Below are 25,290 nucleotides of genomic sequence, written 5' to 3' on the forward strand. Positions count from 1 at the left end.
ACCCATGGGCCTCTTCGGCGACCTGCGCAAGCTGAACCAGCAGGCGCGGGCGATCGACGCCACGTACGACCCGGCCGCCCAGATGCGGGCCGGTATGGCGCAGATGCAGCAGGCGCAGCTCAGCATGCAGGCGCAGACCGCGGACCTGGAGCTCGAGCAGACCGGCACCCCCGGCGCGGCGACGATCCTCGGGCTGGTCGACACCGGCACGCGGATCAACATGGTGCCGCTGGTGCGCCTGAACCTGCTCGTCGAGCACGCCGGGAAGCCGCCGTACCCGGTCACGGTCGAGACGATGCTGCCGCTGCACGCCTCGGCGCAGGCCGGGATCGGGCAGCGGGTGTCGGTGAAGGTGGATCCGTACCGCGCGGAGCGGGTGCTGGTCCGCTGGGGCCTGCCCGTCTGACCCCGGGACCCGCGGTCTGGCCCTGGACACCCCGTCTGACCCTGGACACCGCGAACGACCCGGCGGATCCGCCGGGTCGTTCGCGATGTTCATCTACCGCCGCGGTGCTTCGTCACCGTTTGCCGCGGTGGCTTGGCACCGTCCGCTGCGGGACTTCGTCACCGTCCGCTGCGGACCTTGTCACCGTCCGCTGCGGCGGCCGACCCTGGTCTGCGACGAGAACGCCGCGGCACCGGCCGGTCGGCCCGTCGTTGCCGCGCCGGCGGCTTTCGCCGCACCCCCGCCGGTGGCCCCGGCACCGGCGGCCGTGGACGGCTGGCGCTGACCTTCCCGCTGGTTGGACGGTCGGCGACCGCGTGGGCGTCCACCGCCGGCCTCGGCGGTGTGCTGCCCGGCGTCGTCTCCGGTGCGGCGGGCGGTGGTGCCGCCGGAGCGACCCGCGTCACCTGCGCCACGCCGGCCGGTGCCGTCGGCCGTGCCACGCCGGCTGGTGCCGTCGCGATGGCCGGAGCCGTCGCGCCGGGTGGTGCCTTCAGCCGTGCCGCGCTGGCCGGTGCCGTCGCGCCGGGTGGTGCCTTCAGCCGTGCCGCGCGCGCCGGTGCTTTCAGCGGGCTGGCCGCGCCGGGCGCCGCTGTCGGACCGGCCGCTGCGAGCGGTACGTTCACCGGTCACGGTCGAGGCCGTGGTCCGTCGGGTGGTGTCCCGTGCGTCGGAGGCGCTGGCCGTACCACGGCTGCTTGTGCTTGTGGCACTTTCAGCGTTTGCCGCGGTGCCTCTGCGGCGGCCGGAGCGTCGGCCGGCGGTGCGCGGTGCGGCATCGTCGTCGATCGCGTCCCGGGCCCGGCCGCGACCCTGACGGGGCACTGCGACCGGCTCGGCGGGCGGCTCGTGGAAGGTGCGCTCACCCGGGGCGAGCTCGGTCAGCAGCGAGTCACCGGGCCGCAGCTTGGTGATCGTCGGCTTGATGCCGGCCTCCCGGGCCAGCTGGCGCACGTCACCGGTCTGCTTGTCGGTCATCAGCGTGACCACGGTGCCGCTGGCGCCGGCCCTGGCCGTGCGGCCCGAGCGGTGCAGATAGGCCTTGTGCTCCGCGGGCGGGTCCGCGTGGATGACCAGCGCGACGTCGTCGACGTGGATGCCACGCGCGGCGATGTCGGTCGCGACCAGCGTGCGGGCGCTGCCGTCGGAGAACGCGGTCAGGTTGCGGTCGCGCGCGTTCTGCGCGAGGTTGCCGTGCAGCTCCACGGCCGGCACGCCGGCGGCGACCAGCTTCTTGGCGAGGGTCTTGGCGCCGCGCTTCGTGCGGGTGAACACGACCGTGCGACCCGGCGCCGCGGTCAGCTCGACCAGCACCGGGAACCGGTCCTCGTCACGCAGGTGCAGCACGTGGTGGGTCATGTCGACCGGCGGCGCCGACACCGGGTCGACACTGTGCGTCACCGGGTCGGTCAGATACCGGCGAACGAGCACGTCCACACCGGCGTCGAGGGTCGCCGAGAACAGCAGCCGCTGCGCGTCGGACGGCGTCGCGTCCAGCAGCCGGCGGACCACCGGGAGGAAGCCCAGGTCGGCCATGTGGTCGGCCTCGTCCAGGACGGTGACCTCGATGTCGTCGAGGCGGGCGTGACCGGACCGGACGTGGTCGTCGAGCCGGCCGGGGCAGGCGACGAGCACGTCGACGCCCGCGCGCAACGCGGAGATCTGCGGGTTGGCGCCGACCCCACCGAACACGACCTGCGTGCGCAGCGACAGCGCCTGCGCGAGCGGCGCCATCGCGGCCTCGACCTGCGTCGCGAGCTCACGGGTCGGCACCAGCACCAGTGCCCGCGGCCGGCCGGGACGGCGCGGGTTGCGGGCGCGGCTCGCGGCGAGCCGGATCAGCACGGGCAGCACGAACGCATACGTCTTGCCGGAGCCGGTCCGGCCCCGACCGAGGACGTCCCGGCCGCCGATCGCATCGGGCAGCGTGGCCGTCTGGATCGGGAACGGCTCGGTCACGCCGTTGGCGGCGAGCACCGCGACGAGCGGTGCGGGGACGCCGAGATCGGCGAAGGTCGCCGAGGAGGATGAAGGGATGAGGCGGCGGACCGCCATGAAGTCTCCGAACGTCTGAGGGGTCGTCCTGCCCGGCGCTGACGGTGGTGGTCGCGGCGCGGGGGTCGACGTTGCAGAGTCATCGTACCCGAGACGATCACCTGGTTTGCCGCTCGGACGGTTCGGGTAGGGCGGGCCCTATGGCAGACATCGATGCCCGGCCGGCTTCGGAGTACGCGCGGAAGGCACCCGATGAGCGTCCGCTGCGCGGGTACGCCACCGTCATGGCCGTCTTCTCCACCGCCGCGGCCGCAGTCGCAGGTGTTGCCAAACTCACCGGAAAGCACCTCCCGGAGCGGCCCTCAGCCTTTGACCTGGCGTTACTGGCGGTCTCGACGCACAAGGTGTCCCGGCTGATCACCAAGGACACGATCACCAGCCCGCTGCGCGCGCCGGTCACCCAGTTCGAGAGCGCGGCCGGCTCTGCGGAGCTCAACGAGAGCCCCCGCGGCCACGGCGTCCAGCACGCCCTCGGCGAGCTGCTGACCTGCCCGTTCTGCACCGCGGTGTGGGTCGCGTCAGGCCTCGGCGCCGGCCTCGTGTTCGCCCCGCGCCTGACCCGCTTCGGCATGGGCGTGGCAAGCGCGATCGCCGGCGCCGATTTCCTGCACCTGGCGTACTCGGCGGCGAAGAAGGCCGCGGGGTAGCTCGGCTCCCGGCTCTCCGGTCTTGCGCTAGTTCTTGGTGGTGTCGCCCTCGCCGGTGTGCTGCTGGGCGGCGTCGACGGCCTTGTCGATGTGCTCGGAGTGCTTCCCGCCGGTCTTGTCGTCGACGAAGTCGCCGACCTTCTCCAGCGCCGCGTCGACCTTGTCGTCGTGCTGGTCCGCGAGATCCTTCACCCGATCGAAGAAGCTGTTCACGGTTCGTCCCCCTCTGTCTGATCCGCCACCCCGGGCTTTTGTGCACGGGCGGCCCCTGCCACCTTGCCACGATCATGCCTGACGGCTCCTGCCAGGTCACCCTTCCGGGTCTCCGGGTCACGTCCACACCGATCATGGCGAAAAGTGAATTTATCGATTGCTGGACTGGGAATTGCCGGCGCCCAGACGGCGATCTCCTGCCTCCGCTCACAGATCGAAGGAGTGCTGTGGTTGTCCATGTGGCTAGTCGTCCATGTGGCCACCCGGCTCCTTCGATCAAGCGACCAAGATCATTCGATCTCGGTGCGGACTGAGCCGACGCCCGTTTCGGGTGATTTGTTCTAGGTTCTTGCAGTCAGCAAGGGTGTGGAACCATCGAACGACGCCCTGCCGTGGACGTTTTCGGCGAAGTGCTGTCGTAGGTGGTCGCTGGACCTTGCTGCCATGGAGGCTTTCGGTGAGGTGCTGCCGGACGTGCTTCCTGGACCTCGCTGCCGTGGATGTTTCGGCGAGGTGCTGCCGTGGGTGCTCGCTGGACCTTGCTGCCGTGGAGGCTTTCGGTGAGGTGCTGCCGGACGTGCTTCCTGGACCTCGCTGCCGTGGATGTTTCGGCGAGGTGCTGCCGTGGGTGCTCGCTGGACCTTGCTGCCGTGGACGTTTCGGTGAGGTACTGCCGGACGTGCTTCCTGGACCTCGCTGCCGTGGATGTTTCGGCGAGGTGCTGCCGTGGGTGCTCGCTGGACCTTGCTGCCGTGGACGTTTTCGGGGAGGCGCCGCCGGATGTGCTTCCTGGACCTCGCTGCCGTGCCCGCTTGCTGACCCGGCCGCTGTCTGGGGGCTGTGTCGCACCAGGTCCTGCCTTTAGTGGGTCCGGTGCGCCATCCAGGGCTGTAACGCCATGCTCGTGGCCTCCTCGACCGCCGACCGGAGTGCTTTCGGGTCGTGATGCGCCGGTAAGTCCTCCATCACCACTTGCACCGCCCCGGTCACAGCGCCGACGAACGCTCCGACCAGCGCTCCCGCCCTGACCTTGTCCAGCTCCTCGGGAAACGCCTCGGCCAGATGTGCCGCGATCTGCTGCTGGGCGTCCATCTGGAGCTGCAGCCCGCGCCCCCGCACTGCCGGCACCTCCCGGATCAGCCGCATCCGCAGCGCCGCCAGCCGGTCGGTCAGGTCGTCGTTGTCGGCGCCGGTCAGATGTAAGGCGCGGACCAGCACCTCGACCGGGGTGTCGGCAGGTCCGCGGGCCGCGATCGCGTCGACGCACGCCTGGACCCGGCGGTCGCTTTCGGGGAAGAGCAGCTCCTCCTTGCTGGCGAAATAGCTGAAGAACGTGCGCGTGCCGATGTCCGCCGCCGCGGCGATGTCGGCGACCGTCGTGCCCTCATAGCCGTCCCGCTCGAACAGCTCGGTCGCGGCGTCGACGAGAGACTGCCGGATGCGGGCGCGCTTGCGGTCACGCAGGGTCATGCGGCCATGGTACCGCATCAAGTGTCATCTTGCACTCATTGCATTTCTGCACTCAATGCAGCTATGGTCGTCCCATGACTCCTCCCACCGTCCTCATCTCCGGCGCCGGCGTGGCCGGCCCGACCCTCGCCTACTTCCTGGCCCGCCACGGGTTCCGCCCCACGATCGTGGAGCGCGCCGGTGGGCTGCGCTCCAGCGGCAACCCGGTCGACGTGCGCGGCCCGGCCCTGCCCGTCGCCGAGGAGCTGGGCATCCTGCCGCAGTTGCGCGCGGCGGCCACCCACGCCACCTCGATGCTCGTCATCGACGCCAAGGGCCGCCCGGCCGGTCGCATGCCGATGCCGACCTCGAAGAGCGCGGCGGGCAACCAGGAGGTCGAGCTGCCGCGCGGTGACCTGGCCGCGATCCTGCAGGCGGTCGCCCGCGACGACGCGGAGCTGCTGTGGGACGACACCGTCACGTCGGTGAGCCAGGACAGCGGGGGCGTCGACGTGACGTTCGAGCGGGCCGCGCCGCGCCGCTTCGACCTCGTCGTCGGCGCCGACGGGCTGCACTCCGCTGTGCGCAGGATCGTCTTCGGCCCGGAGAGGGATTTCGTGCGGCACATGGGCGTCTGGGTGGCGACCATGCCACTGGACGGTCCGGCCGAATACCCGCACGACGTCCTGATGCACAACACGCCGGGCCGCCTCGTGTCGATCCACCCGTCGACGGGCCGGCCGATGGCCGCCTTCATCTTCCGCGGCCCGATGGTCGACGGCTTCGACCACCGAGACACCGCCCAGCACAAGCGCATCGTCGCGCAGGCCTATGCCGGTGCCGGCTGGCGCGTGCCGGAGCTGCTCGAGCAGTTGCAGTCGACCCCGGACCTCTATTTCGACTCGGTCAGCCAGGTCCGCCTGCCGTCCTGGTCGCACGGACGGGTGGCGCTGCTCGGCGATGCGGCCTCCTGCGTGTCCCTGTTCGGCGACGGCTCCAGCCTCGCGATGGCCGGCGCGCACACGCTCGCCGCCGCGCTGGCCGCGAGCAGGTCCGACCACACGTCGGCATTCATGGCATACGAGACTGCCCACCGCACCCACACCGACGCCAAGCAGCGCGCCGTCGGTCTGGCCACGGCGATGCTGATCCCGAAGACGAGACTCGGCATCGCCACCCGCAACGCCGCCGCCCGTGTCCTGCTCGCCCACGCATGACCACCGCGGGCCGTGGCCGGGCCGACGGGGACCAGCCCGGGCGACGTCAGATGGGCATGGCGGCGATGGTGTCGGCGGCGGCGAGCATCTGGGCGGCCACGGGCTGGAGGCCGACCTGGGTGAGCACCAGGCCGGTCATGACACGGTCGACGACGCCCCACTGCCAGATCGCGGTCTCGTCGAGGCCGGTGCGGGCGGCGAGCCAACGGGACCGGTCGCGGGGATCGCCCGCCATCAGCTCGACAGGGTCCTCGCGCATCAGGACACCGAGGTCGAACTCTGCCTCGGCGAGCAGCCCGTCGGGGTCGACGAGCCGGAATCCGTCCGCGCCCCGCAGCGTGTTCCACTGGTGGACGTCGCCGTGGACGAGGACGGCCCGTTCGTCGTCGTGGGCGGCGGCGCGGCGTTCGGCGCAGGCCAGTGCGTGGGCGACGGTGCGTTCGGCGCAGGGGCGCCCGAGCCGCTCCCAGAGGGCCGGCAGGAGCGTGCCGAGCCGGGCGCCCCTGGTCGCGGCGGTCGGCAGTCCAGCATCCGGCGCCGGCCGCCACACCCGGCTCGCCACGTCGCAGAGGATCTCGAGCCGCCGGTCGACGGGCAGCCCCAGTTCGAACAGGCTCGGGCCGAGCTTCTCCAGCAGCAGCGCGTCCCGGGCGACGTCGTGGCGCAGCAACCGGGCGCAGCCGTCGCCGTCGGCCAGCCGCAGCACCGTGATCTCGTTGGCGGCGGCGTTGCCGGTGCGCGGCACGATCAGCTTCAGCACCGCGGGCGAGCCGTCGGCCGTGGTCACCTCGGCGACCAGGGCTTCGGTGGCATCGGCGTATACCTGGCTGACGCTGACCGCCCAGTCCTCCTCGATCTCGGCAACCAGCTCAGCCAGACCCCGTAGCCATTGGTGCGCTCCGACGGCTTCGGCCTTCGCCCGGACCGGTGCCGGCACCGCCGCAGCGACGACGGCAGCCCGACGTCGGCTGTCCGCCGTCGCTCCGACCACGCCGACCGACTGCCGTGACCGGTCGGCGGCAGCCCCCGCCGCATCCGGTGTGGCCATGTGGCGGGGGCTGTCCGGGGTTGTCACGGGCCAGGAGCCGGATGGGGCGGCTGTGCGCGAGGGGTCGGACGACAGGACCGCGTGCCTGGGCTCGATCGGGCCGGACGCGTCGCCGGGCTCGGAGGTGGGGCCCCCGTGCGGTGACGGATCGGAGGGGGCAGTGCGGCCGGGCTCGGAGGGCGCAGCGTGGCCAGGCTCGGAGGGGGCGGTGCGGCCGGGCTCGGAGGGGGCAGCTCCGTGGAGTGGCGGATCTGGGGTGGCGGTGCTGGTGGGCTCGGACCGGGTGGGCTCATGCCCTGCCGGGATCGGGATGGGAGGGTGGCCGGGCTCGGACGGAGCGGCCCCGGGCCGTGGCAGGTCCGGGGCGGCCGGGTGCTGTGGCACGTCTGAGGGCGGAGAGTGGTCCACCGGCCGCAGCCTGCCCCTCGCGATGGCGTGCGGCAACCGCATTCGAGCGCTACCGAGGGCGGTCCACCCACGCGGTCGACCCGGCCTCGTTGCCGCCTCGCGCGTGCGCCACACCCACCACCGGAAACCCAAGCCCGCGGACGATCTCGGCGGCGTCGGTGCGGTCGGTGCCGCCGACCGGTGCGTAGCGGCTGACGAGGAGCCGGCCGCCCGGTTCGACGTACGTGCGGAGGGCGTGGCGCAGCAGGTCAGCGAGCCGGCCTGCCGGGGCCAGGTCGACGATGACGTGCGTGAACGTGAAGCGGCGACCGCCGGCCGGGACGTGGTCCATCGCGTTGCCGGTGCCGATCCGGTCGGCCCAATGCGGCAGCCGGGCCCGTGCCGCCGCGGCAAGGCGGGGGCCGAGGTCGATGCCGTAGGGCTCGATGTGATGGCCACGTTCGGCGGCCCACCGCTGCACCGACTCCATGAGCAGGCCGTTGGCGCAGCCGACGTCGAGGAAGGTGCCGTCCCGGTCGATGCCGTCGACGATCATCTCCCGGCAGGCGCGCCACTGCTCGGAGGTGCCGCCGAAGCCGGAGCCGGCCTCGAGGGTGTCCGCCCGCAGGTACGCCGGCTCCAGCAGCCGCAGGGCATCCGCGGAGTAGTCACGCTCGACGGCGGTGCCGAACGCCGCGGCGGCATCCCGGACCGCCCGTGCCTGCAGCGGCAGGCCGCGCCGGTCGAGCGCGTCAGCGAGCAGGTCCGGCGTCGCGGTCACCAGGGCCAGCGGATCCGAGTCTTCGTTGACCCCGGCCGGCGTCGCGGTCACGTGGTCCGGCGGATCGGAGGCTTCGTGGATCCCGGCAGGTGTTGCAGTCGCCGGGTCCGGGCCGGCCGGCGTCGCGGTGACCGGATCGGGCCCGGCCGGGTGCCGGCGAGGACGGTGGTCGCCGTAGAGCCAGGCGAACAGGTGGGTGCCGTCAAGGGCGAAGGCGCGCACCCGTTGCCGCCGGAAGCCGGCCTGTCGCAGCGGGATGCGGACGCTCGCGTCGAGGTCGATCGACTCGCCGGGCAGGACGGCGCCGCCCATCAGGGCCGGGCCGGGCAGGGCGGCACACGCGCCGCCGGGCAGGAAGGCGACGAACGTGACGTGGGCGATCGTGCCGGTGGGCGGTGGTTCGTCGATCAGGTGGTAGGTCATGGGTCGCGGCTCCGCTCAGGTGGATGCGCGCAGGACGAAGCCGCCGCCCTCGCGGTTGCCGACGGTCAGGCTGCCGCCCGCGGAGTCGACCCGCTCGCGGAGGCCGTCAAGGCCGTGGCCGGTGGGGTGCTCCGAGGTGGCCGGGCCGCGGCCGTCGTCGGTGATCTCGACGGCGGCGTGCTCGAGGCGGATCCAGCAGTGTTTCGCCTCGCTGTGGCGGATCACGTTGGTGACGCCTTCGCGGACGACCCAGGCGAAGAGCCGCTGCCGGTCAGGGTCGGCGGCCTCGGCCGTGAGGGGGACCTCCGCCTCGATGCCGGCGGCGTCCAGGGCGCTGCGGGCCGAGGCGAGTTCCGTCGCCAGGGACATCTCCCGGTATCCGGAGACGGCGGCGCGGACGTCGACGAGCGCCTCGCGGACCAGGCGCTGGATGTCGGCGAGCTCGGCCTCGGCGCGGTCCGGGGCGATGTGGACCAGGCGCGCGGCGAGCTCGCTCTTGACGGAGACGACGGTGAGGGAGTGGCCGAGGAGGTCGTGCAGGTCGCGGGCGAAGCGGTTGCGTTCGGCGGCGACGGCCAGTTCGGTGATCTCCTCGCGGGCCTCGGCGAGCTGGGCGTTGCGCTGCATGACGCGAGTGACGCCCCAGACCGCGAGGGCGGCGACCAGGACGGCGAAAGTGACGTCGATGTCACTGTGCCAGCCGGGCACGAACCGTGGCAGGAGCGCGGCCGTGACTGCCGCGGCGGCGGTCACGGTCCAGGCGATGCGCGGCTCGAAGGTGAACACGGCCATCACGCCGACGTAGACCAGGGCGGTCAGGCCGGACTCGCCGACGATGACGGTCAGCACGGTCATCAGGGCCACCATCACGGCGAGCCGCACCAGCGCCTCGGGCAGTCGCATGACGGCGCCGGAGCGTTTCAGGGCGGTGCGGGCCGAGATGAAGGACAGCAGGTAGACCACGCAGAAGCCGATGGCCGCGGTGAGGCCGACGGCCCGCTCCCAGACCTCGGGGCGGCGCCACGCGTCGCCGATCGGGCCGGCCATGTAGAACAGCCAGACCGCCGCCCACAACCAGAAGGGGCGGCGGCTGGTGTTGGTGCTCATGTCGGACACGGTACCGACGACTCAGGCGCGGGCGGTGTCGACGCGGAACCGGCGCAGCGCGACCAGGGCGAGCGCGACGGTCCAGCCGCCGAGGACGAGGATGGCCTGGACGTCGACGTGGCCGTGGTCCAGGGGGCTGCGGGCGACCTGCCCGGTCCAGTACGAGGGGGTCAGCTTCGCGATCTGCTGCATGAAGCCCGGCATGAGCGAGACCGGCACCCAGAGCCCACCGAAGGCGGCGAGGGTCAGGTTGAGCAGCGCCGTGACCTGCTGGACGCCGTCGGGCTTGGCGAGGTAGCCGATGACGACGCCGAGTGCCGCGAAGGGCAGCGCCGACAGCCAGGCGCCGACGAAGCACAGCACCCACTCGGTCGCGGTGAGCCGGACGTGCAGCCCCAGGGCGCCGACGAGGAACGTGACGAGGGCCGGCGGGACGGCGACGAGGAGCGCGACGATGACCTTGTTGACGACGTACCCGCCGGGCGAGAGCGGCGTGAGGCGCAGGGTGCGGTTCCAGCCGATGCCGCGCTCGACGGCGATGGTGCTGCCGCTGGTGAGGGCGGCGGTCATCGCGCCGAACAGGGCCATGCTGACCATGACGTACTTCTTGGCGTCGGGGTCGTCGCCGACGGAGACGCCGCCGATGATGAGCAGGAGCAGGGCCGGCATGAGCATCGAGAAGATGACGACCCGCTTGTTGCGGACCAGGCGGACGATCTCCATGCGGAGGTAGGTGGTGTTCACTTGCTGCTCCCGGCTGCGGTGAGGGCGATGAAGGCGTCTTCGAGGTTGCGGGCGGTGACTTCGACGTCGTGCGCGTCGGTGCTGCCGAGCAGGGCCCGCAGGGCGGTGTCGGAGTCGTCGCAGTGCAGCATGACCACGTCGCCGCGGGTCTCGACCCGGTCGACGCCGGGCAGCGCGGCGAGGCCGACGAGGTCGGCGCCGGGCAGGGTGGCGCGGATGGTCCGGCCGGTGACGGCCGCCTTGATCTGGGCGGCGGTGCCGTCGGCGATGACCTGCCCGGCGCGCAGCAGGACGATGCGGTCCGCGTACGCGTCGGCCTCGTCGAGGTAGTGCGTGGCGAACAGCACCGTGCGGCCCTGCGCGGTCTCCTGGCGCATCGTGGTCCAGAAGCCGCGGCGGGTCTCGACGTCCATGCCGGTCGTCGGCTCGTCCAGGACCAGCAGCTCGGGGTCGGCGACGAGGGCCATCGCGAACCGGATCCGCTGCTGCTGCCCGCCGGAGAGGCCACCGACCCGCTGGTTGGCGAACTCGGTGACACCGGCTCGGTCAAGCACGTCCCGTACCGGCCGCGAGCGTTGCTGCAACGCGGCGGTGAGGCGCACCGTCTCGCCCGCGGTGAGGTCCGGCAGCAGTCCGCCGCTCTGCAGCAGTGCGCCGACGGTGCCCTTGGCGATCGCCTTGGCGGGGGACTGCCCGTCCAGCAGGACAGTGCCGGCGTCGGGGCGCTGGAGCCCGAGGAGCATGTCGATGGTCGTGGACTTGCCGGCGCCGTTCGGGCCGAGGAGCGCGACGACCTCACCCCGGCGGATCGTGAGGTCCAGCCCGTCCACGGCGGTGAGCGCACCGAACCGCTTCGTGAGGCCGGTCAACTGGACAGCTGCGTTCGTCATGCCAAGAGCATCGCCCGGCATCCACCGCAGCGGATCTGTGCGCCGTCACCCGGGGCCCCATGACGGATGTCATGCGCCTACCGTGACGGCGGTGAGCCTTTTGAACCTCGCCACCTGGCGTGAGCGCGTCGGCGCCGCCGTCATCGACGCGATCCCGTACCTGGCGCTGCTGGGCGCCGGCGCCGTCGTCGGCAACAACGGTGACGGGACGTACGGCGTGTACCTGTACCTGTTCCTCCTGGCCGCCCTCGCCTGGATCGGCTACAACCGGTGGTTCCTCGGCGGCCGGGGGCAGAGCTGGGGCAAGCGGCTCCTCGGCCTGGACCTCGTCTCGGAGAGGACCGAGAAACCCATCGGCGCCGGCGCGGCACTCGTCCGTGACCTCGCGCACGCCGCCGACGTCGTCAGTTGTATCGGGGTGCTGTTTCCGCTCTGGGACGCCAAACGGCAGACCCTGGGGGACAAGCTTGCCGGCACCGTGGTCACCAAGCGATGAAACTCGTCCTCATCGCCGACACCCATGTCCCGAAGCGGGCCCGCGACCTGCCGGCAGCGGTCTGGACCGCCATCGAGGCCGCCGACGTCGTCCTGCATGCCGGGGACTGGGTCGACGAGGCGTTCCTGGATCGCCTGGAGTCACGTTGCGTTCGGCTGGTCGGGGTGTACGGCAACAACGACGGCCCGGCACTGCGAGCGCGGCTGCCGGAGGTGGCCGACGTCGAGCTGGACGGGCTACGGGTGGCGGTCGTCCATGAGACGGGCCCGGCGACCGGCCGTGAGCAGCGCTGCGAGGCCCGCTTCCCGGGGCGGGACCTGCTCGTCTTCGGCCACTCCCACATTCCGTGGGCCACCGTGACCCCGGGCGGCCTGCGACTGCTGAACCCGGGTTCGCCGACGGACCGGCGGAGCCAGCCGTTCGCCACCTTCATGACCGCCGACGTGGAGCGCGGGGCGCTCACCGGAATTGAGCTGCACCGGGTCGCGCGGTGAGACAACAATCGTCGGCATGGACCCGACCGTCACGACCCTGCACGGCATCCCGACGCTGATCCTGCCCGCGGAAGGCCCGGCCGTCGGCACCGAGCTCGACGCCGGTGACCTGGTCGGCGCCGCCCTGGAGCACGGGGTCGACCTGCTGGTCGTGCCGGCCGTCCGGGTCGCGCCCGAGTTCTGGACGCTGCGCACGGGCGTGGCGGGGGAGATCCTGCAGAAGCTGGTCAACTACCGGCTGCGGCTCGCCGTCGTCGGTGACATCACCGCGCCGGTCGAGGCCAGCACCGCGCTGCGCGACCTGGTCCGCGAGTCCAACCGCCGCCGCGACGCGTGGTTCCTGCCCGACCTGGCCGCGCTGGACGAGCGGCTGGCGGCCGGCGCCGGCGCCTAGAGTGCCTCGAGGGTGAAGTACTGCTTCAGGAACGGGATCAGCGTCCGGTACGCGATGATCGTGTCCGGCTGCTTGTTGTCGTGGGACAGCACGATCGAGCCCTGCCGGACCTGCTTCTTCACGTCGGCGATGACGCGCTTGATGTGGGCGTCGTCGTTGGCGTCCTTCGAGTGGTTCCAGTCCGCCGGGTCGGCGTCCCAGTAGATCGACGCCATCCCCATGTCCTTCGCCTTGGCGATCAGGCCGGAGGTGAAGTTGCCGCCGGGCGCCCGGAAATACTTGATCGGGGTGTTGGGGCCGGCGGCGGCGCGGATCGCCTCGTTGGTCTTCTTCAGGTCCCAGTCGATGTATCCCGGGTCCTTCTTCGCCAGGTCCGTCAGGTGCTGCCACGAGTGGTTGCACAGGGTGTGCCCCTCGGCGGCGATGCGACGGACCAGGTCCGGGTTGTCCCGGGCGCGGAAGCCGACCAGGCAGAAGGTGGCCTTCACGCCGGTCTCGCGCAGCAGGTCGAGGATTTTCGGGGTGTTGACCGGGTCGGGTCCGTCGTCGAACGTCAGCGCGACCGCGGTGGTGCCGGTGCGGCTCTGCGAGCCGGCGGCGCCGTGACCGGTGCCGGGTGGGCGGATCACGAACGTGCCCTCGGGGCCCTGCACCGTGGACGCGCTCGGTTTCGGTGACGGCTTCTTGGTCGGCGACGTCGACGCTGACGGACTCGCCGACGGCGCCGCGGGCGACGGCTCCGCGGATGCCGATGCGGTGGGTGCGACGGAGGCGGGCAGGGCGGCCGAGTGGTCCGGTTTCTTGTCCGACCCGCACGCCGTCAGGGCGAGCAGCGACGTCACCAGCAACACGGCAGCGGTCCTGCGTCGGGACACCCTGAGCACTCCTCACCTGGACGGTACGTCCGGCCAACGTAACCGAATCCGGGCAGTTTTCACATCCCCTGTAGCACTGCGCATGCGTGTGAATGCGTCGGGTGATTGTCCTGCAGCGGGGGCGTTATGGTGCTGGCGTGAAGACCAAGGTGCCCGTGCCTCTGCTGGCCCACCTGCGGCGGGCCCGCGACCACCTCGACCGGCACTACCGCGAGCCCCTCGATCTGGACGCGGTTGCCGCGGTCGCGCGCGTCTCCAAGTATCACTTCGTGCGCTGCTTCGAATCGGCCTATGGCGAGACGCCGATGCGCTACCTGACCCGCCGCCGGATCGAGCGCGCCCAGGATCTGCTGCGCTCGGCCAACCTGACCGTCACCGAGATCTGCATGACGGTCGGTTTCAGCAGCCTGGGCTCGTTCTCGGCCAGGTTCACCGCGATCGTGGGGGAGAGCCCGACCGTCTACCGGGACCGCTGGGCGGCCCGTGGCGCCCCGCACGTCCCGGGCTGCTTCCTGTTCATGAACGGTGTGCTGCAGCAGACGCGCAGGGCCGCAATTCTGGAGAAGCACCCGAAGTCTGACGGTCAGTAACGTTCGCGGCATGATTACGAACGTCTCGCTGGTTACCGTCTACTGCCTTGACCAGGATAAAGCCCGCGACTTCTACGTGAACCTGCTCGGGTTCGAGCCTCGTGTCGACGTCACCATGGGTGATGGCTACCGGTGGCTGACGATCGGGCACCCGAACCAGCCGGAGCTGGAGGTGACGCTCATGATCCCCGGCCCTCCGCTGGACGAGGAGGCGGCCGCGTTCGTGCGGCGCCAGCTGGAGAAGGGCCAGATGGGCGGGCTCGGGCTGCGGGTCGACGACTGCCACAAGGCGTTCGCGGAGCTGTCGGCGAAGGGCGTCACGTTCCTGCAGGAGCCGTCCGACCGGCCCTATGGCGTGGAGGCGGTCATGCGCGACGACACCGGCAACTGGCTCGTCCTCGTCGAGCCCCGCGACTGACGCGGTGTCCACCAGCGTTCGCCGGGTCTTCCGTGATCGACCGGATCGTCTGGTTGCTCCCACGACCAGGACTTCCTGTCGATCACGGATGGCGACGAGACGGCGAGCCGGGCAACGCTGGTGGACACACCACGAGCTGTCCGCCGGCCGGTCCTCGTGGAGGTCCGGGCGTCCGGCGGGCGGATATGGACGAGTCCCGTCGTGACGAGTTGGCCAGCCGATCGTGTTTGAGTGGGCCACCCGGATGGTCTGTGTTGAGTGCTGGGACGAACCGACGCGCCAGCCGGTCACCGCGGACCACTCCTCAGCGACGATCACCAGGTCGGCCACGGAACGTCGCCTGTTGACCAGGTCGACGACGGAACGTCGCCTGGCAAGCGCCCACGTCGTCCAGGACTTGGGCCGGCGTTGACTTGAATGCGCTCCAGGCCGGCGGGCCCGCGCTGGGACTAGCCGACGCGCCAGCCGGTCGCTGTGGCCCACTCCTCGGCCACGACGATCACCAGGTCGACGACGGGGTCCTTGACGTCGCTGTAGACGCCGACGTCGTCGAGGACCTCGGCCAGCGCCGACTTGAACGCACCATAGGCCGGCACCGCCGCCGGGTGCGCCCGGAACCAGTCGCGGAACAGCAGCGCCAGCCGCTCGTTCGGCGAGCCGACCAGCCGGACGTGCAGGTTGACGCCCGGTCCGCTCCAGGCCCGCTTCGTCCACCGCTCCGGGTCGTCGGTCAGCCCAGCGGGCACGTGGTCATACCGGTAGGGCCGCGGCGCCAGCCCGAGGGCTTCGAGGGGACCGTCCAGTGGCGCGTCGAGATCCGTGACGCTGACCTGCAGATCGATGATCGGCTTCGCGGGCATCCCGGGGATCGACGTGCTGCCGATGTGCTCGACCCGCACCGCCGACGCGCCGAGGTCGTGCTGGATGCGGGCGGCGAGCTCGAGGCCGCGCGCCGCCCACTCGTCCCGCGCCCCGTCCACGGAGATCGGCATCAGTCGTTCACTGCCGCTTCCCGCTTCGCCCTGGCGCGACGTTTCCCCTCGTGCATCGCCTGCACGCGGGGCACGGGGATGGTGTGTCCCTCAGCGATCAGGTCGGCGTCGAGCCGTTGCGGGGCCGGCATCCGCGCCGCCCACGGGTCGCCGTCGCCCAGGAGCGCGGGCGCGGTGTGGATCGTGAAGTCGGACGGCGTCACGTCGTCGAGGTCGTCCCACGACAGCGGAAACGACACGGGCGTGCCGGGTCGCAGCCGCGGACTGTACGCGGCGACGACGGTCGCCCCGCCGACCCTCGTCGGGTCGAGGAACACCTTGCCTTCCCGGTCTTCCCGGATGAATGCGGTCGTGGCCAGGGCCGGGTCGAGCCGAGCGGCCCTGGTGGCCACGGCCCGCGTCGCGGCGGCGATGTCCTCCATCGGCGCGTGCGCGTCGATCGGCACGAACACGTGCAGCCCCTTGGCGCCGCTGGTCTTCACCGCGCTGTCCATGCCGAGGTCGGTGAGCACGGTCCGGATCAGCTTGGCCGCGCCGACCGCGAGCCCGAACGCGTCCGGCGACGGCGGGTCCAGGTCGAGGATCATGTGGGTGGTGTGCGCGAAGTCCGGCGCCTTGGCCAGCAACGGGTGGAACTCGATGGCCCGCTGGTTGGCGAACCACAGCAGCGTCCGCCGGTCCTCGCACAGCGCATAGGTGACGTCCCGCTTCGACGACTCCGCCCACACGGTCATCCTCGGGACCCAGTCCGGCGTGTATTTCGGCAGGTTCTTCTGCATGAACGGCTGCTGCCCGCGCAGCACCCGCACCACCGACAGCGGCCGGTCCTGCAGCACCGGGATGATCCGGTCGCGGACGGCGTCGAGATAGTCGACCAGGTCCCGCTTGGTCGCTCCGGCGTCGTCGAACAGCGGCTGGTCGAGGTTCGTCAGAGCGACCCCGTCACGCTCCTCGGCTGCGGTCACCGCCACACCGTATCCCGGAGCACCCGGTCGAGCAGCCCGCCGATCGCCGCAGGCTCGATCGGGTCGCGTTTTCCGGTCGTGTACCGATCCAGCGCCGCCCCGATCACCTCCAGGCCCGGATCCCGGCCGGCTGCCCACCTCGCCGCGTCTCCCTTGCCGCAGTGCACCCCCGTCGCGGCGAATCTCCAGATCCGGCAGGCGGTCAGCACCATGTGCGCGGCGTGCTCGTCGTCGTCCGTCAACCCCTGCCACACCGTCAGCCAGTGCCGTCCCCGGTCGAGCACCCACCGGCCCGGGATCTCGCCGATCACCTCGACGGGCGCCGCGCCGAGCAGCGACCGGCCGCCGGCGCGGGCCATCGCCAGCTCGACCGGCAGGTCCGGGTCGGCGGCGACGCCGCGGTCGACCTCGACGCCGGACTGATGCCGGCCGACATACAGCTCCACTGGCGGCAGCTGCCCGGGGTCGGCGGCCACGGCGGCGGTGACCACGTGCAGATCCATCCCGGCGGCGTCGCCGAGATCCGCATCCAGGACGAACCGCTCCAGCGCGTCGGCCTGCCCGTCGGTGATCGCGGTCGTGACGACGGTGAGCAGGTCGATGTCGCTGCGCCCGGCCAGGAAGTCGCCGGTGGCCAGGGAACCGTGCAGGATCACGGCCACCAGGCCGTCCGGGACGACCTCGGCGATCTGCCCGGCGAAGTCCATCTGCCCGCCCCTTCCATGGAGCCTAGTATCCTAGGAAGCGTAACACGACGTGACCGCGACCGCTTGACCCGCGGCACCGGCCGGGGGACCGGCGCCACGGGTCGGTCAGGCGGCGTCCTCCATGACGAGATCCATGTTCAGCATTCCGGCGGTGCTGACCCCGGCGGCGGCCGCGGCGATGACCGTGGCCATCGGGTCGGTGACGTTGCCGGCCACGTAGACGCCCGGCACGGTGGTGGCGCCGCCCGGGCCCGAAGGGAGGTGCGTGCCGAACCGGTGACCGTTGGCCTCGAAGTCGACCGGTTTCAGGCCCAGCGGCGCGAGGGCGTCGGCGCGGGCCTCGATGCGGCCCATCAGGACCAGGGCGTCGACCGGCACGAGCGTGCCGTCGGCGAGCCGGGCCCCGTCGGTGCCGAAGCCGGTGACCTCGCCCTCGACGATCCGGATGCCGCGCCGGGCGAGCCGCGCCAGCTCGTCCGGGGACGGCGCCGGACCGGTGTGCAGCAGCAGGGTGACGTCGGGGGTCCACTGCCGCCAGAGCAGCGCCTGGTGCGCGGACATCGGCGACAGCCCGAGGATCGCGACGGGCCGGTCGCGGACCTCCCACCCGTGGCAGTAGGGGCAGTGCAGCACGCGGCTGCCCCAGTGCTCGGCCACGCCGGGGATGTCCGGCAGCTCGTCGGTGAGGCCCGTGGTGACCAGGACCCGGCGCGCCGCGACACCGGTGCCGTCAGCGAGTTCCACCGCGAACCGGGGCCGCTCGGGGGCGTCGGACCGGGGGTGGACCGCGGTGACGATGCCGTTGCGGATCTCGCCGCCGTACCCCATGACCTCTGAGCGACCGATTGCCAGTAGGTCGCCCGGTGGGGTGCTCTCCCGGCCGAGATAGTTGTGCACGTGGCCGGCGGGGGCGTTGCGGGGGTGGCCCGCGTCGACGACCAGCACCCGGCGGCGCGCGCGGGACAGGGTCAGCGCCGCGCTCAGGCCGGCGGCGCCGCCACCGATGATTACGACGTCGTATTCGTTCTCCATGCCCCCGAGCGTCGCTCGGTCTGGCGTCAGCGACAAGGGTTGTTGCTGAAACGGCAAGAGGTGGGCGTTAGGAGACGGCGGCCACGGCGCCCCATCCGTCGGCGCGGGCGACGACCCGGCCGCCGGCGATGCGCAGCGCGGTCTCCGTGGTGTCGGTGGCGGGTCGCGGGTCGCAGGTGACCTGCACCTCGGGCCAGGCTCCGGGCGGCACCGCGTGGGCGAGGTGATGGCGCAGCTCGGCGAGGGACAGCCGGACCAGCGGCAGCAGCTCGTCCGGCGTGCCGGTGACGAGGACCGCGGTCACGGGCCGCCCGCTGCGGGCCGCGTGCTCGATGGCGGCCAGGCGGTGCAGCCCGACGATCGCGACGATCCCGTCCGGCCGGGCCTGCACGGGCCCGCCCCGCAGCAGGTCCACTGTGGACGGTTGGACCCATGGCTCGTCGACGGGGTCCGCGGTGGTCGCGGGCAGCGGCGGGATCCAGACGTCGTCGAGCTCGGGGAGTTCCTCGACGGCCCGCACGACGTCGAACGGCTCGCCGAAACCGGGCGCCGCCGCGGCGAGCTGGCCGGCGCCGTGCAGGACCGTCAGGGCCAGCTCGGCCAGGCGGACCTGCCGGCCTTCCGCGCCCCGGAGACGCTCCAGGGCGAGTCCGAGAAGGATCGCGTCCAGCCGCTTGAGCTGTGCGAACGCGGTCCGCGCGGCCGGGTCGGCGACGACCTCGGCCATCAGGTCGGCGGCGAGGCGGGCGGCCGGTCCGGTGTCGTCGGTCGCCAGGGGCAGCCGGGCGACCCAGGCCCTGGCGAGGGCGCCGAGCGCGGCCCGGGCGGTGGCCGTGGTGGCGGCCGCCGGGACGGCGGGGACGTCGCCGGCGAGGACCGCGAAGTACAGGGCGCGCTTGCCGGGGAAGTTCGAGTAGACCGCGCCCCGGGTGAGCTCGGCCCGTTCGGCGATCGCGTCGATCTTCGCGTCGCGGAAGCCGCGTTCGGCGAACTCCGCGCGTGCGGCGGTGAGGACGGCCGCGCGGTTGCGCTCCTGCGTCTCGGCACGGGTCAGGCGGGCCATGATGTTTAAGATACTGTCATCATTCAGATGATGCGATCATTTGGAGGCTGTTGTGAGCACCGTGCCCGAGATCGACCTCACCTCGCTGGACGACCCGGCCGCGGTCCATGGGCAGGCCCGCGAGCAGGGGCCGATCGCCAGGCTCGTCGCACCCGGGCTCGGTCCCATGTGGGCCGTCACCCGGCACGCCGAGGCGCGGGCGATGCTTGCCGACCCGCGGTTCGGCAACAACGCCGCCAGCTATCCGCGGCTCGACGTGCCGGAGCACTGCCGGCCGTACCTGCGGACGATGCAGGAGATGGACGGCCCCGAACATCAGCGGCTGCGCCGGCTGAGCGCACCCGCGTTCACCGCCCGGCGCGCCGCCGACTTCCGGCCCGTGGTCTCGCAGATCGTCGACCGGCTGCTCGACGACGTCGCCGACCGGCTCCTCGACGGGCCGGTCGACCTGCTGGAGCACTTCGCCGGGCCGCTGCCGATGGAGGTCATCTGCGCGCTCGTCGGCGTCCCGGCGGGCGACCGGCCGGCCTGGCTGGCGCACGGCAGGGCCGTCGCCGCCGGGAACGGGCCCGCCTTCGTCGCGGCGATTCCGGCGATCATCGACGGGGCGAGGACCGCCGCGCCGCACGTGGCGGCCATGTTCGGCGGCGGGCTCACGGAGCAGGAGCTGGTCACGCTGGTCTGGCACCTGGTCCTCGCCGGGCAGACCCCGACGAACCTCATCGCCAACTCCGTCGCGGCCCTGCTCGAGGACCCTTCCCGTGCGGCCCTTCTGCGCGCCGAGCCGCACCTGCTACCGGGCGCCGTCGAAGAGCTGACCAGATGGTGCGGTCCGCAACTTCTGACGATTCCACGGTACGTCCAGCGCCCCACCACCCTTGCCGGCATCACTGTCGCACCCGGCGAACCCGTCACGGTCTCGATCGTCGCGGCGAACCGGGATCCGCGGGTGTTCCCCGATCCTGAGCGGCTCGACCTGCGCTCGACGTCCGCCGGGGCGCATCTCGGCTACGCGCACGGCCCGCACTTCTGCCTCGGTGCGCCCCTCGCCCGGGTGCAGACGACGGTGGCGCTCGGTGCGCTGCTGTCGCGGTTTCCGGACCTGGCGCTCAGCGACGCCGGTGCCCTCGCTGGGATCGCCGCCCGGCGGGTGCCGGACCCGGGCACGTGGCGCCTCGCGGCGCTGCCGGTCACCGTCGGGTAGGACCCGGGTCCTACCTGAGGAGGACATTCGCCGCCGCGGGTCGCGACCTGGGTAGGTCGTGGCAATTCCGTGCCGGTCATAGCGTCGTACGCATGATCGAGGCGCAGGCACTGAGCAAACGCTACGGCGGCACCATCGCCGTCGACGCACTGTCGTTCGCCGTGAGGCCCGGGCAGGTCACCGGTTTCCTCGGGCCCAACGGCGCCGGCAAGTCCACCACCATGCGGATGATCGTCGGGCTGGACCGCCCGACGGCGGGCACCGCCACCGTCAACGGCCGGCCGTATCGCGCCCATCCCGACCCGCTGCGGCAGGTCGGCGCGCTGCTCGACGCCCGCTCCGTCCACAGGGGACGCACGGCCCGCGCGCACCTGCTCGCCCTCGCGCGCACCCATGGCATCCCGGCCACCCGCGTCGAGGAGGTCCTCGGCCTCGTCGGCCTGGAGTCCGTCGCGCACCGTCGCGCCGGCGGGTTCTCCCTCGGCATGGGACAGCGGCTCGGCATCGCCGCCGCGCTGCTCGGTGACCCGGCGGTCGTCATCCTCGACGAGCCGGTCAACGGTCTGGACCCCGACGGCGTCCTGTGGATCCGCAACCTGCTCAAGGACCTCGCCGCCGACGGCCGCACCGTGCTGGTGTCCAGCCACCTGATGAGCGAGATGGCCGTCACCGCCGAGCACCTCGTCATCGTCGGTCGCGGCCGGCTCCTCGCCGACACGACCGTCACCGACCTGATCGCGCGGGTCGGGGTCGGCACCGCCGTGGTCCGTTCGCCCGACGCCGCCGCGTTGCGAGACGCCCTCACCGCCACCGGCGCCGTCGTCACGGGTGTCGAGCCCGGCCTGCTGCACGTGGCAGACGCCACCGCCGAACGCATCGGTGACGTCGCCCGCGCCGCCGGCATCGCCCTGCACGAGCTGACCCCACGCCGCGCGTCCCTGGAGGAGGCCTACATGGAGCTCACCAAGTCGGAGGTCGAATACCGATGAGACTCACGTTTCCGCGGGTCCTGCACGCCGAGTGGACCAAGTTGCTGTCCCTGCGCTCGACCTGGTTCACGCTCGGCACTCTCGCCGTCGTCACCGTCGGCCTCGCCGGCGCCGTCGGCTACGGCGTGCACCGTTCCGTTCTCGGCGGCGCCACCCCACCCGGCGTCCCCGAGGCCATCGGCGCCGGGTTCCTCCCCGTCGACTTCGTCGTCCTGGTCGTCGGCGTCTTCGGTGTCCTGCAGATGACCGGCGAATACGGCACCGGCTCGATCCGCTCCACCCTCACCGCCGTCCCCCGCCGCTGGCCGGTCGTCGCGGCCAAGGCCGTCGCCCAGCTCGCAGTCACCGTGCCGCTGATGACCGCCGTCTGCCTCGGCTCGTTCCTGCTCTGCCAGGCGTTCCTCGGCTCGGACGGCGCCTCCCTCGGCGACCCGCAGGTTCCCCGCGCCATCGCCGGCGCCGCCACCGGCCTCGTCCTCACCGGACTGCTCGGCCTCGGCGTCGGCACCCTCCTGCGCCACTCCGCGGGCGCGATCACCACCCTCGTGGCCGCGATGTTCGTCGGCCCCGCGCTGCTCGGCGCCGCCCTGCCTCCCGACCGCGCCGACGACATCATGCGCTTCGTGCCGACGGTGGCCGCCCAGGCCATGTACAGCGTCAACGGCACCGGCAACCCGTTCCACACGTTCTCCCCGGCCGCTTCCGCGCTCGTGCTCATCGGCTGGGTAGCGCTGCTCCTACTGGCCGGCACCCTCGTCCTGCGCCGCCGAGACGCATAGCGTTGCTCCCCGTGACCCCCGCCGCCGACCACCCCGCCCCCACACCCGACGACGCTTCGCCTGGTGGTTCCGCTGTGTCCGCGCCCGACGGTGTTTTGCCCGGTGGTTCCGCTGGGTCCGCGCCCGACAGTGTTTCGCCTGGTGGTTCCGCTGGGTCCGCGCCCGGCGGCTCCACCGCCGCCGTCCCGCTCGGCGGGCTCGCCGCGGAAGCCGCCCGCGCCCCGGTCGCCGAGGTTCCGGTCGGCAGGTCGGCGGCCGTGGTCCCGGCCGGCAACCCTGCCGAAGGTCCGGACGGCAGGGCCACCACCGACGTCGGGGCCGGAGAACTGGGCACCGACGTCGCGGGCGGCAGGCACACCGACGTCGCGGGCGGCAGGCACACCGGCGGGGCGGGCGGCGGCTGGGAGGTTGGTGGCGGAGCGGGCCGGTCCGGCGGGGCGGTTGGTGGCGGGGTCGGCGACAGCGGTGGGTCGGTCGGGGCGCGGTGGTTCGGGGCGGTGCGGGCGTTCGCGATGCGGCATCCGCGGTGGGTCGACGGTGCGCTCGCCGCTGTGGTCGGGGTGGTCAACGCGGACCGGGCACTGGAGGGGGCGCACGCCGCCGGCGTCGGGTGCTATGTGGCGGTCCACCTGCTGCTGGCGTGGCGGCGGGCCGCGCCCGTCGCGGTGTGCTGGAGCGTCTTCGGGCTGTCGCTGGTGACGCTCGTGTCGGTAGGGATCCGGGTTGAGGGGCTGTATCCGGAGGCGGTCATCGCCATCGCGGTGTACACGGTCGCCCGGCACGCGCCACTGTGGCATCTCGTGCCGGTTGTCGTCGTGGTGGAGACGCTTGCGCTCGCTGCGTCGCTCAGGGCGGCGCGGGTGGCCGGCCCGGTGTGGACCGCGGCGGGGTTTGTGACGTTCGGGTTGGCGGCGGCGGTGCTGCTCGGGCTGGTGATGCGGACGCGGAGGGCGTACCTGGCCGGGTTGGAGGACCGGGCCCGGCGCCTCGAACGCGACCGTGACCAGCGGGCCGAGATCGCGGTGGCGGCCGAGCGGGCCAGGATCGCCCGCGACATGCACGACATCGTCGCGCACCACCTGTCGGTGATGGTCACCCTTGCCGACGCGGCGACGCTGACCGCTGGGTCTTCGCCGGACGAGGCCGTGGCCGCGATGCGGCACGTGTCGGGCACCGGGCGGCAGGCGCTCGGCGAGATGCGCCGGGTCCTGGGTCTCCTGCACAACGATGCGGACGCCGGCACCGGCGCGGGTCCGCCGCCCGGACCGCAGCCGGGGCTGGCCGACCTCGACGCGCTCATTGACGGGGTGCGGGCGGCCGGGCTGCGGGTCGAGGTCACCGTGGAGGGGGTGCCCGGTGAGCTGGGCGCCGGGGCGGAGCTGGCGGTGTACCGGATCGTCCAGGAAGCGCTCACCAACGTGCTCAAGCACGCCGGGGCGGCGAGCCGGTCGGCGGTGCGGTTGCGGTACCTGGACGGGCGGGTCGACCTCGAGGTCACCGACGACGGGCCGGGTGCGCCCGGCACAGGCGCCGGGTCGGGTGCGCCCAGAATCAGCGCAGGGCTGGCTGCGCCCAGGACAGGCACAGGGTCGGATGTGCCGAAACAGGCCCAGGGGTCGGGTGTGCTGAGAACTGGCGCAGGTCTGGGTAGGTCTGGAACGGGCGTAGGGCTGGGTGTGCCTAGGACGGGCACGGGGTCGGGCGCGCGCAGAATCAGCGCAGGGCCGGGTGGGTCTGGAACGGGCGTAGGGCTGGGTGTGCCCAAGACAGGCGTGGAGTCGGGTGCGCCGAAATCAGGCGCAGGGCCGGGTGGGCCTGGAACGGGCGTAGGGCTGGGTGTGCCTAGGACGGGCACGGGGTCGGGTGCGCCGAAATCAGGCGCAGGGCCGGGTGGGCCAGGAACAGGCGCGGGGTCGGGTGTGCCCAGGACGGGCGCGGGGTCGGGTGACGGGCGCGGGATGGCGGGGATGGCGGCGCGGGCCGCGGCGTACGGCGGGCGGTTCGCAGCCGGTCCGCGCGGCGATGGTCCCGGCTGGTCGGTGCGGGCCGTGTTGCACGGGGGAGGGGGCGGGGCGTGAGCATCAGGGTGCTGCTGGTGGACGATCAGCCGCTGTTGCGGCTCGGGTTCCGGATGATCCTTTCGACGCAGCCGGACCTGGAGGTGGTCGGGGAGGCCGGCGACGGTGCGCAGGCGGTCACGATGGCGGCGGCGCTCGGGCCGGACGTGGTGCTCATGGACGTGCGGATGCCCGTTGCCGATGGCATCGAGGCGACCCGGCGGATCGTGGAGTCGGGTTCGGCGGCGCGGATTCTGGTGCTGACCACGTTCGACCTGGACGAGTACGTGTGGGCGGCGCTCCGGGCCGGCGCCAGCGGGTTCCTGCTCAAAGACGTCCAGCCGGCCGAGCTGGTCGGCGCGATCCGGTCGGTTGCGGAGGGCGACGCCGTCGTTGCGCCGCGGGTGACCCGCCGGCTGATCGACGCGTTCGCGGGGCACCTGCCGGACCCGGCGGCCGGGCCGTCGCCCGCGGACCTGCTGCTGGAGCGGCTGACCGGGCGGGAACGGGAGGTGCTCGTCGAGGTCGCCCGCGGCCGGTCCAACCTGGAGGTCGCCGAGGCGCTGTCGTTGTCGGAGACGACGGTGAAGACACACGTGGGACGGCTGCTGATGAAACTCGGGCTGCGGGACCGGGTCCAGGTGGTGGTGTTCGCGTACGAGGCGGGCGTGGTCCGACGCGGCGAACCCTGACCGCCCGGCCCGACGTTGAGGTGGATCCACTCCGCGTGATCGAAGGCGAGCACTGGTCGTGTGGGCCGGTTGCCGCTGGCCTTCGATCATGGCGAAGATCCACTCTGAGGACGCCGGGCAGGGCCCGGAGGACCCGG

General features: G+C 72.6%; 26 protein-coding genes and 1 pseudogene. 13 read left to right on the forward strand and 14 right to left on the reverse strand.

Features of this window, described 5'->3' with window-relative positions:
* Positions 1-4 precede the first annotated feature (4 nt).
* Positions 5-406 (forward strand): hypothetical protein, encoded by a 402-nt coding sequence (locus ACFPIJ_RS06930; protein WP_380113784.1) that lies wholly within the window; start codon positions 5-7, stop codon positions 404-406.
* 702 nt (positions 407-1,108) lie between these two features.
* Here ACFPIJ_RS06930 and ACFPIJ_RS06935 read toward each other — a convergent pair.
* A pseudogene (locus tag ACFPIJ_RS06935) lies at positions 1,109-2,500 on the reverse strand (DEAD/DEAH box helicase); the annotation flags it as partial.
* Positions 2,501-2,640: 140 nt separating this feature from the next.
* Between ACFPIJ_RS06935 and ACFPIJ_RS06940 the strand changes: the two are divergent.
* Positions 2,641-3,147, forward strand: a complete 507-nt coding sequence (locus tag ACFPIJ_RS06940) for a DUF1360 domain-containing protein (RefSeq protein ID WP_380113785.1) — start codon at positions 2,641-2,643, stop codon at positions 3,145-3,147.
* A gap of 27 nt (positions 3,148-3,174) precedes the next feature.
* Here ACFPIJ_RS06940 and ACFPIJ_RS06945 read toward each other — a convergent pair whose 3' ends face one another.
* Together ACFPIJ_RS06945 and ACFPIJ_RS06950 are read right to left on the reverse strand one after the other, a co-directional pair.
* Positions 3,175-3,360: an antitoxin gene (locus ACFPIJ_RS06945; RefSeq protein WP_203844031.1), complete on the reverse strand. Its 186-nt coding sequence runs from the start codon at positions 3,358-3,360 to the stop codon at positions 3,175-3,177.
* A gap of 861 nt (positions 3,361-4,221) precedes the next feature.
* A complete protein-coding gene (locus ACFPIJ_RS06950; protein ID WP_380113787.1) occupies positions 4,222-4,830 on the reverse strand; it encodes a TetR/AcrR family transcriptional regulator in 609 nt (202 codons plus the stop codon).
* A gap of 74 nt (positions 4,831-4,904) precedes the next feature.
* Between ACFPIJ_RS06950 and ACFPIJ_RS06955 the strand changes: the two genes are divergently transcribed.
* On the forward strand, positions 4,905-6,026 hold the full coding sequence (locus ACFPIJ_RS06955; protein ID WP_380113788.1) for an FAD-dependent monooxygenase: 1,122 nt from the start codon (positions 4,905-4,907) through the stop codon (positions 6,024-6,026).
* A gap of 46 nt (positions 6,027-6,072) precedes the next feature.
* On the opposite strand, the gene ACFPIJ_RS06960 is transcribed toward ACFPIJ_RS06955, so the two are convergent.
* The 5 genes from ACFPIJ_RS06960 to ACFPIJ_RS06980 form a co-directional block, all read right to left on the reverse strand.
* A complete protein-coding gene (locus ACFPIJ_RS06960) occupies positions 6,073-7,074 on the reverse strand; it encodes an aminoglycoside phosphotransferase family protein (protein WP_380113789.1) in 1,002 nt (333 codons plus the stop codon).
* 457 nt (positions 7,075-7,531) lie between these two features.
* The gene (locus ACFPIJ_RS06965; RefSeq protein ID WP_380113790.1) at positions 7,532-8,665 is read right to left on the reverse strand and encodes a methyltransferase domain-containing protein; all 1,134 of its coding nucleotides are present in this window, start codon (positions 8,663-8,665) and stop codon (positions 7,532-7,534) included.
* Between the two features lie 15 nt (positions 8,666-8,680).
* Positions 8,681-9,772, reverse strand: coding sequence for a sensor histidine kinase (locus ACFPIJ_RS06970; RefSeq protein ID WP_380113791.1), 1,092 nt, complete (start codon positions 9,770-9,772; stop codon positions 8,681-8,683).
* Positions 9,773-9,793: 21 nt separating this feature from the next.
* Positions 9,794-10,516: an ABC transporter permease gene (locus ACFPIJ_RS06975; RefSeq protein ID WP_380113792.1), complete on the reverse strand. Its 723-nt coding sequence runs from the start codon at positions 10,514-10,516 to the stop codon at positions 9,794-9,796.
* Entirely contained in the window at positions 10,513-11,406 is an 894-nt protein-coding gene (locus tag ACFPIJ_RS06980; protein ID WP_380113793.1) for an ABC transporter ATP-binding protein, read from the reverse strand. Before ACFPIJ_RS06980 ends, ACFPIJ_RS06975 begins: the two co-directional genes overlap by 4 nt.
* 91 nt (positions 11,407-11,497) lie before the next feature.
* Between ACFPIJ_RS06980 and ACFPIJ_RS06985 the strand changes: the two genes are divergently transcribed.
* From ACFPIJ_RS06985 to ACFPIJ_RS06995, 3 genes are read left to right on the forward strand one after another with little or no spacing between them, the layout of a single operon-like run.
* Positions 11,498-11,902, forward strand: a complete 405-nt coding sequence (locus tag ACFPIJ_RS06985) for an RDD family protein (protein ID WP_380113794.1) — start codon at positions 11,498-11,500, stop codon at positions 11,900-11,902.
* Positions 11,899-12,396, forward strand: a complete 498-nt coding sequence (locus ACFPIJ_RS06990) for a metallophosphoesterase family protein (RefSeq protein ID WP_380113795.1) — start codon at positions 11,899-11,901, stop codon at positions 12,394-12,396. Before ACFPIJ_RS06985 ends, ACFPIJ_RS06990 begins: the two co-directional genes overlap by 4 nt.
* A 16-nt stretch (positions 12,397-12,412) precedes the next feature.
* Positions 12,413-12,790, forward strand: coding sequence for a DUF4180 domain-containing protein (locus ACFPIJ_RS06995; protein WP_380113796.1), 378 nt, complete (start codon positions 12,413-12,415; stop codon positions 12,788-12,790).
* Here ACFPIJ_RS06995 and ACFPIJ_RS07000 read toward each other — a convergent pair.
* Positions 12,787-13,665 (reverse strand): polysaccharide deacetylase family protein, encoded by an 879-nt coding sequence (locus ACFPIJ_RS07000; RefSeq protein WP_380113797.1) that lies wholly within the window; start codon positions 13,663-13,665, stop codon positions 12,787-12,789. The genes ACFPIJ_RS06995 and ACFPIJ_RS07000 overlap by 4 nt on opposite strands.
* A gap of 101 nt (positions 13,666-13,766) precedes the next feature.
* On the opposite strand from ACFPIJ_RS07000, the gene ACFPIJ_RS07005 reads away from it, so the two are divergent.
* Together ACFPIJ_RS07005 and ACFPIJ_RS07010 are read left to right on the forward strand one after the other, a co-directional pair.
* Complete coding sequence (locus tag ACFPIJ_RS07005) at positions 13,767-14,255, forward strand: helix-turn-helix transcriptional regulator (RefSeq protein ID WP_380113798.1); 489 nt, start codon at positions 13,767-13,769, stop codon at positions 14,253-14,255.
* 10 nt (positions 14,256-14,265) lie between these two features.
* Entirely contained in the window at positions 14,266-14,673 is a 408-nt protein-coding gene (locus ACFPIJ_RS07010) for a VOC family protein (RefSeq protein WP_380113799.1), read from the forward strand.
* Between the two features lie 449 nt (positions 14,674-15,122).
* Here ACFPIJ_RS07010 and ACFPIJ_RS07015 read toward each other — a convergent pair whose 3' ends face one another.
* From ACFPIJ_RS07015 to ACFPIJ_RS07035, 5 genes are all read right to left on the reverse strand, one after another.
* Positions 15,123-15,665, reverse strand: coding sequence for a GrpB family protein (locus tag ACFPIJ_RS07015; RefSeq protein WP_380113800.1), 543 nt, complete (start codon positions 15,663-15,665; stop codon positions 15,123-15,125).
* Positions 15,665-16,630 carry a non-homologous end-joining DNA ligase gene (gene ligD / locus ACFPIJ_RS07020; RefSeq protein ID WP_380113801.1) on the reverse strand — a complete coding sequence of 322 codons (966 nt, stop codon included), beginning with the start codon at positions 16,628-16,630 and terminating at the stop codon, positions 15,665-15,667. Before ligD ends, ACFPIJ_RS07015 begins: the two co-directional genes overlap by 1 nt.
* Positions 16,627-17,337 (reverse strand): aminoglycoside adenylyltransferase domain-containing protein, encoded by a 711-nt coding sequence (locus ACFPIJ_RS07025; protein ID WP_380113802.1) that lies wholly within the window; start codon positions 17,335-17,337, stop codon positions 16,627-16,629. The genes ligD and ACFPIJ_RS07025 overlap by 4 nt, the downstream gene beginning before the upstream one ends.
* Before the next feature lie 105 nt (positions 17,338-17,442).
* Positions 17,443-18,369, reverse strand: a complete 927-nt coding sequence (locus ACFPIJ_RS07030) for an NAD(P)/FAD-dependent oxidoreductase (protein WP_380113803.1) — start codon at positions 18,367-18,369, stop codon at positions 17,443-17,445.
* 67 nt (positions 18,370-18,436) lie between these two features.
* On the reverse strand, positions 18,437-19,432 hold the full coding sequence (locus tag ACFPIJ_RS07035; RefSeq protein WP_380113804.1) for a TetR/AcrR family transcriptional regulator: 996 nt from the start codon (positions 19,430-19,432) through the stop codon (positions 18,437-18,439).
* A gap of 52 nt (positions 19,433-19,484) precedes the next feature.
* On the opposite strand from ACFPIJ_RS07035, the gene ACFPIJ_RS07040 reads away from it, so the two are divergent.
* The 5 genes from ACFPIJ_RS07040 (at position 19,485) to ACFPIJ_RS07060 (ending at position 25,153) form a co-directional block, all read left to right on the forward strand.
* Positions 19,485-20,636 (forward strand): cytochrome P450, encoded by a 1,152-nt coding sequence (locus tag ACFPIJ_RS07040; RefSeq protein WP_380113805.1) that lies wholly within the window; start codon positions 19,485-19,487, stop codon positions 20,634-20,636.
* A 92-nt stretch (positions 20,637-20,728) separates the two neighbouring features.
* Positions 20,729-21,625, forward strand: coding sequence for an ABC transporter ATP-binding protein (locus ACFPIJ_RS07045; protein WP_380113806.1), 897 nt, complete (start codon positions 20,729-20,731; stop codon positions 21,623-21,625).
* A complete protein-coding gene (locus ACFPIJ_RS07050; RefSeq protein ID WP_380113807.1) occupies positions 21,622-22,404 on the forward strand; it encodes an ABC transporter permease subunit in 783 nt (260 codons plus the stop codon). The genes ACFPIJ_RS07045 and ACFPIJ_RS07050 overlap by 4 nt, the downstream gene beginning before the upstream one ends.
* Before the next feature lie 74 nt (positions 22,405-22,478).
* Positions 22,479-24,482, forward strand: a complete 2,004-nt coding sequence (locus ACFPIJ_RS07055) for a histidine kinase (RefSeq protein WP_380113808.1) — start codon at positions 22,479-22,481, stop codon at positions 24,480-24,482.
* Positions 24,479-25,153 (forward strand): response regulator, encoded by a 675-nt coding sequence (locus ACFPIJ_RS07060; RefSeq protein WP_380113809.1) that lies wholly within the window; start codon positions 24,479-24,481, stop codon positions 25,151-25,153. Before ACFPIJ_RS07055 ends, ACFPIJ_RS07060 begins: the two co-directional genes overlap by 4 nt.
* Positions 25,154-25,290 lie beyond the last annotated feature (137 nt).

It is taken from the genome of Dactylosporangium cerinum, from assembly GCF_042653625.1.
Lineage (GTDB): Bacteria > Actinomycetota > Actinomycetes > Mycobacteriales > Micromonosporaceae > Dactylosporangium > Dactylosporangium cerinum.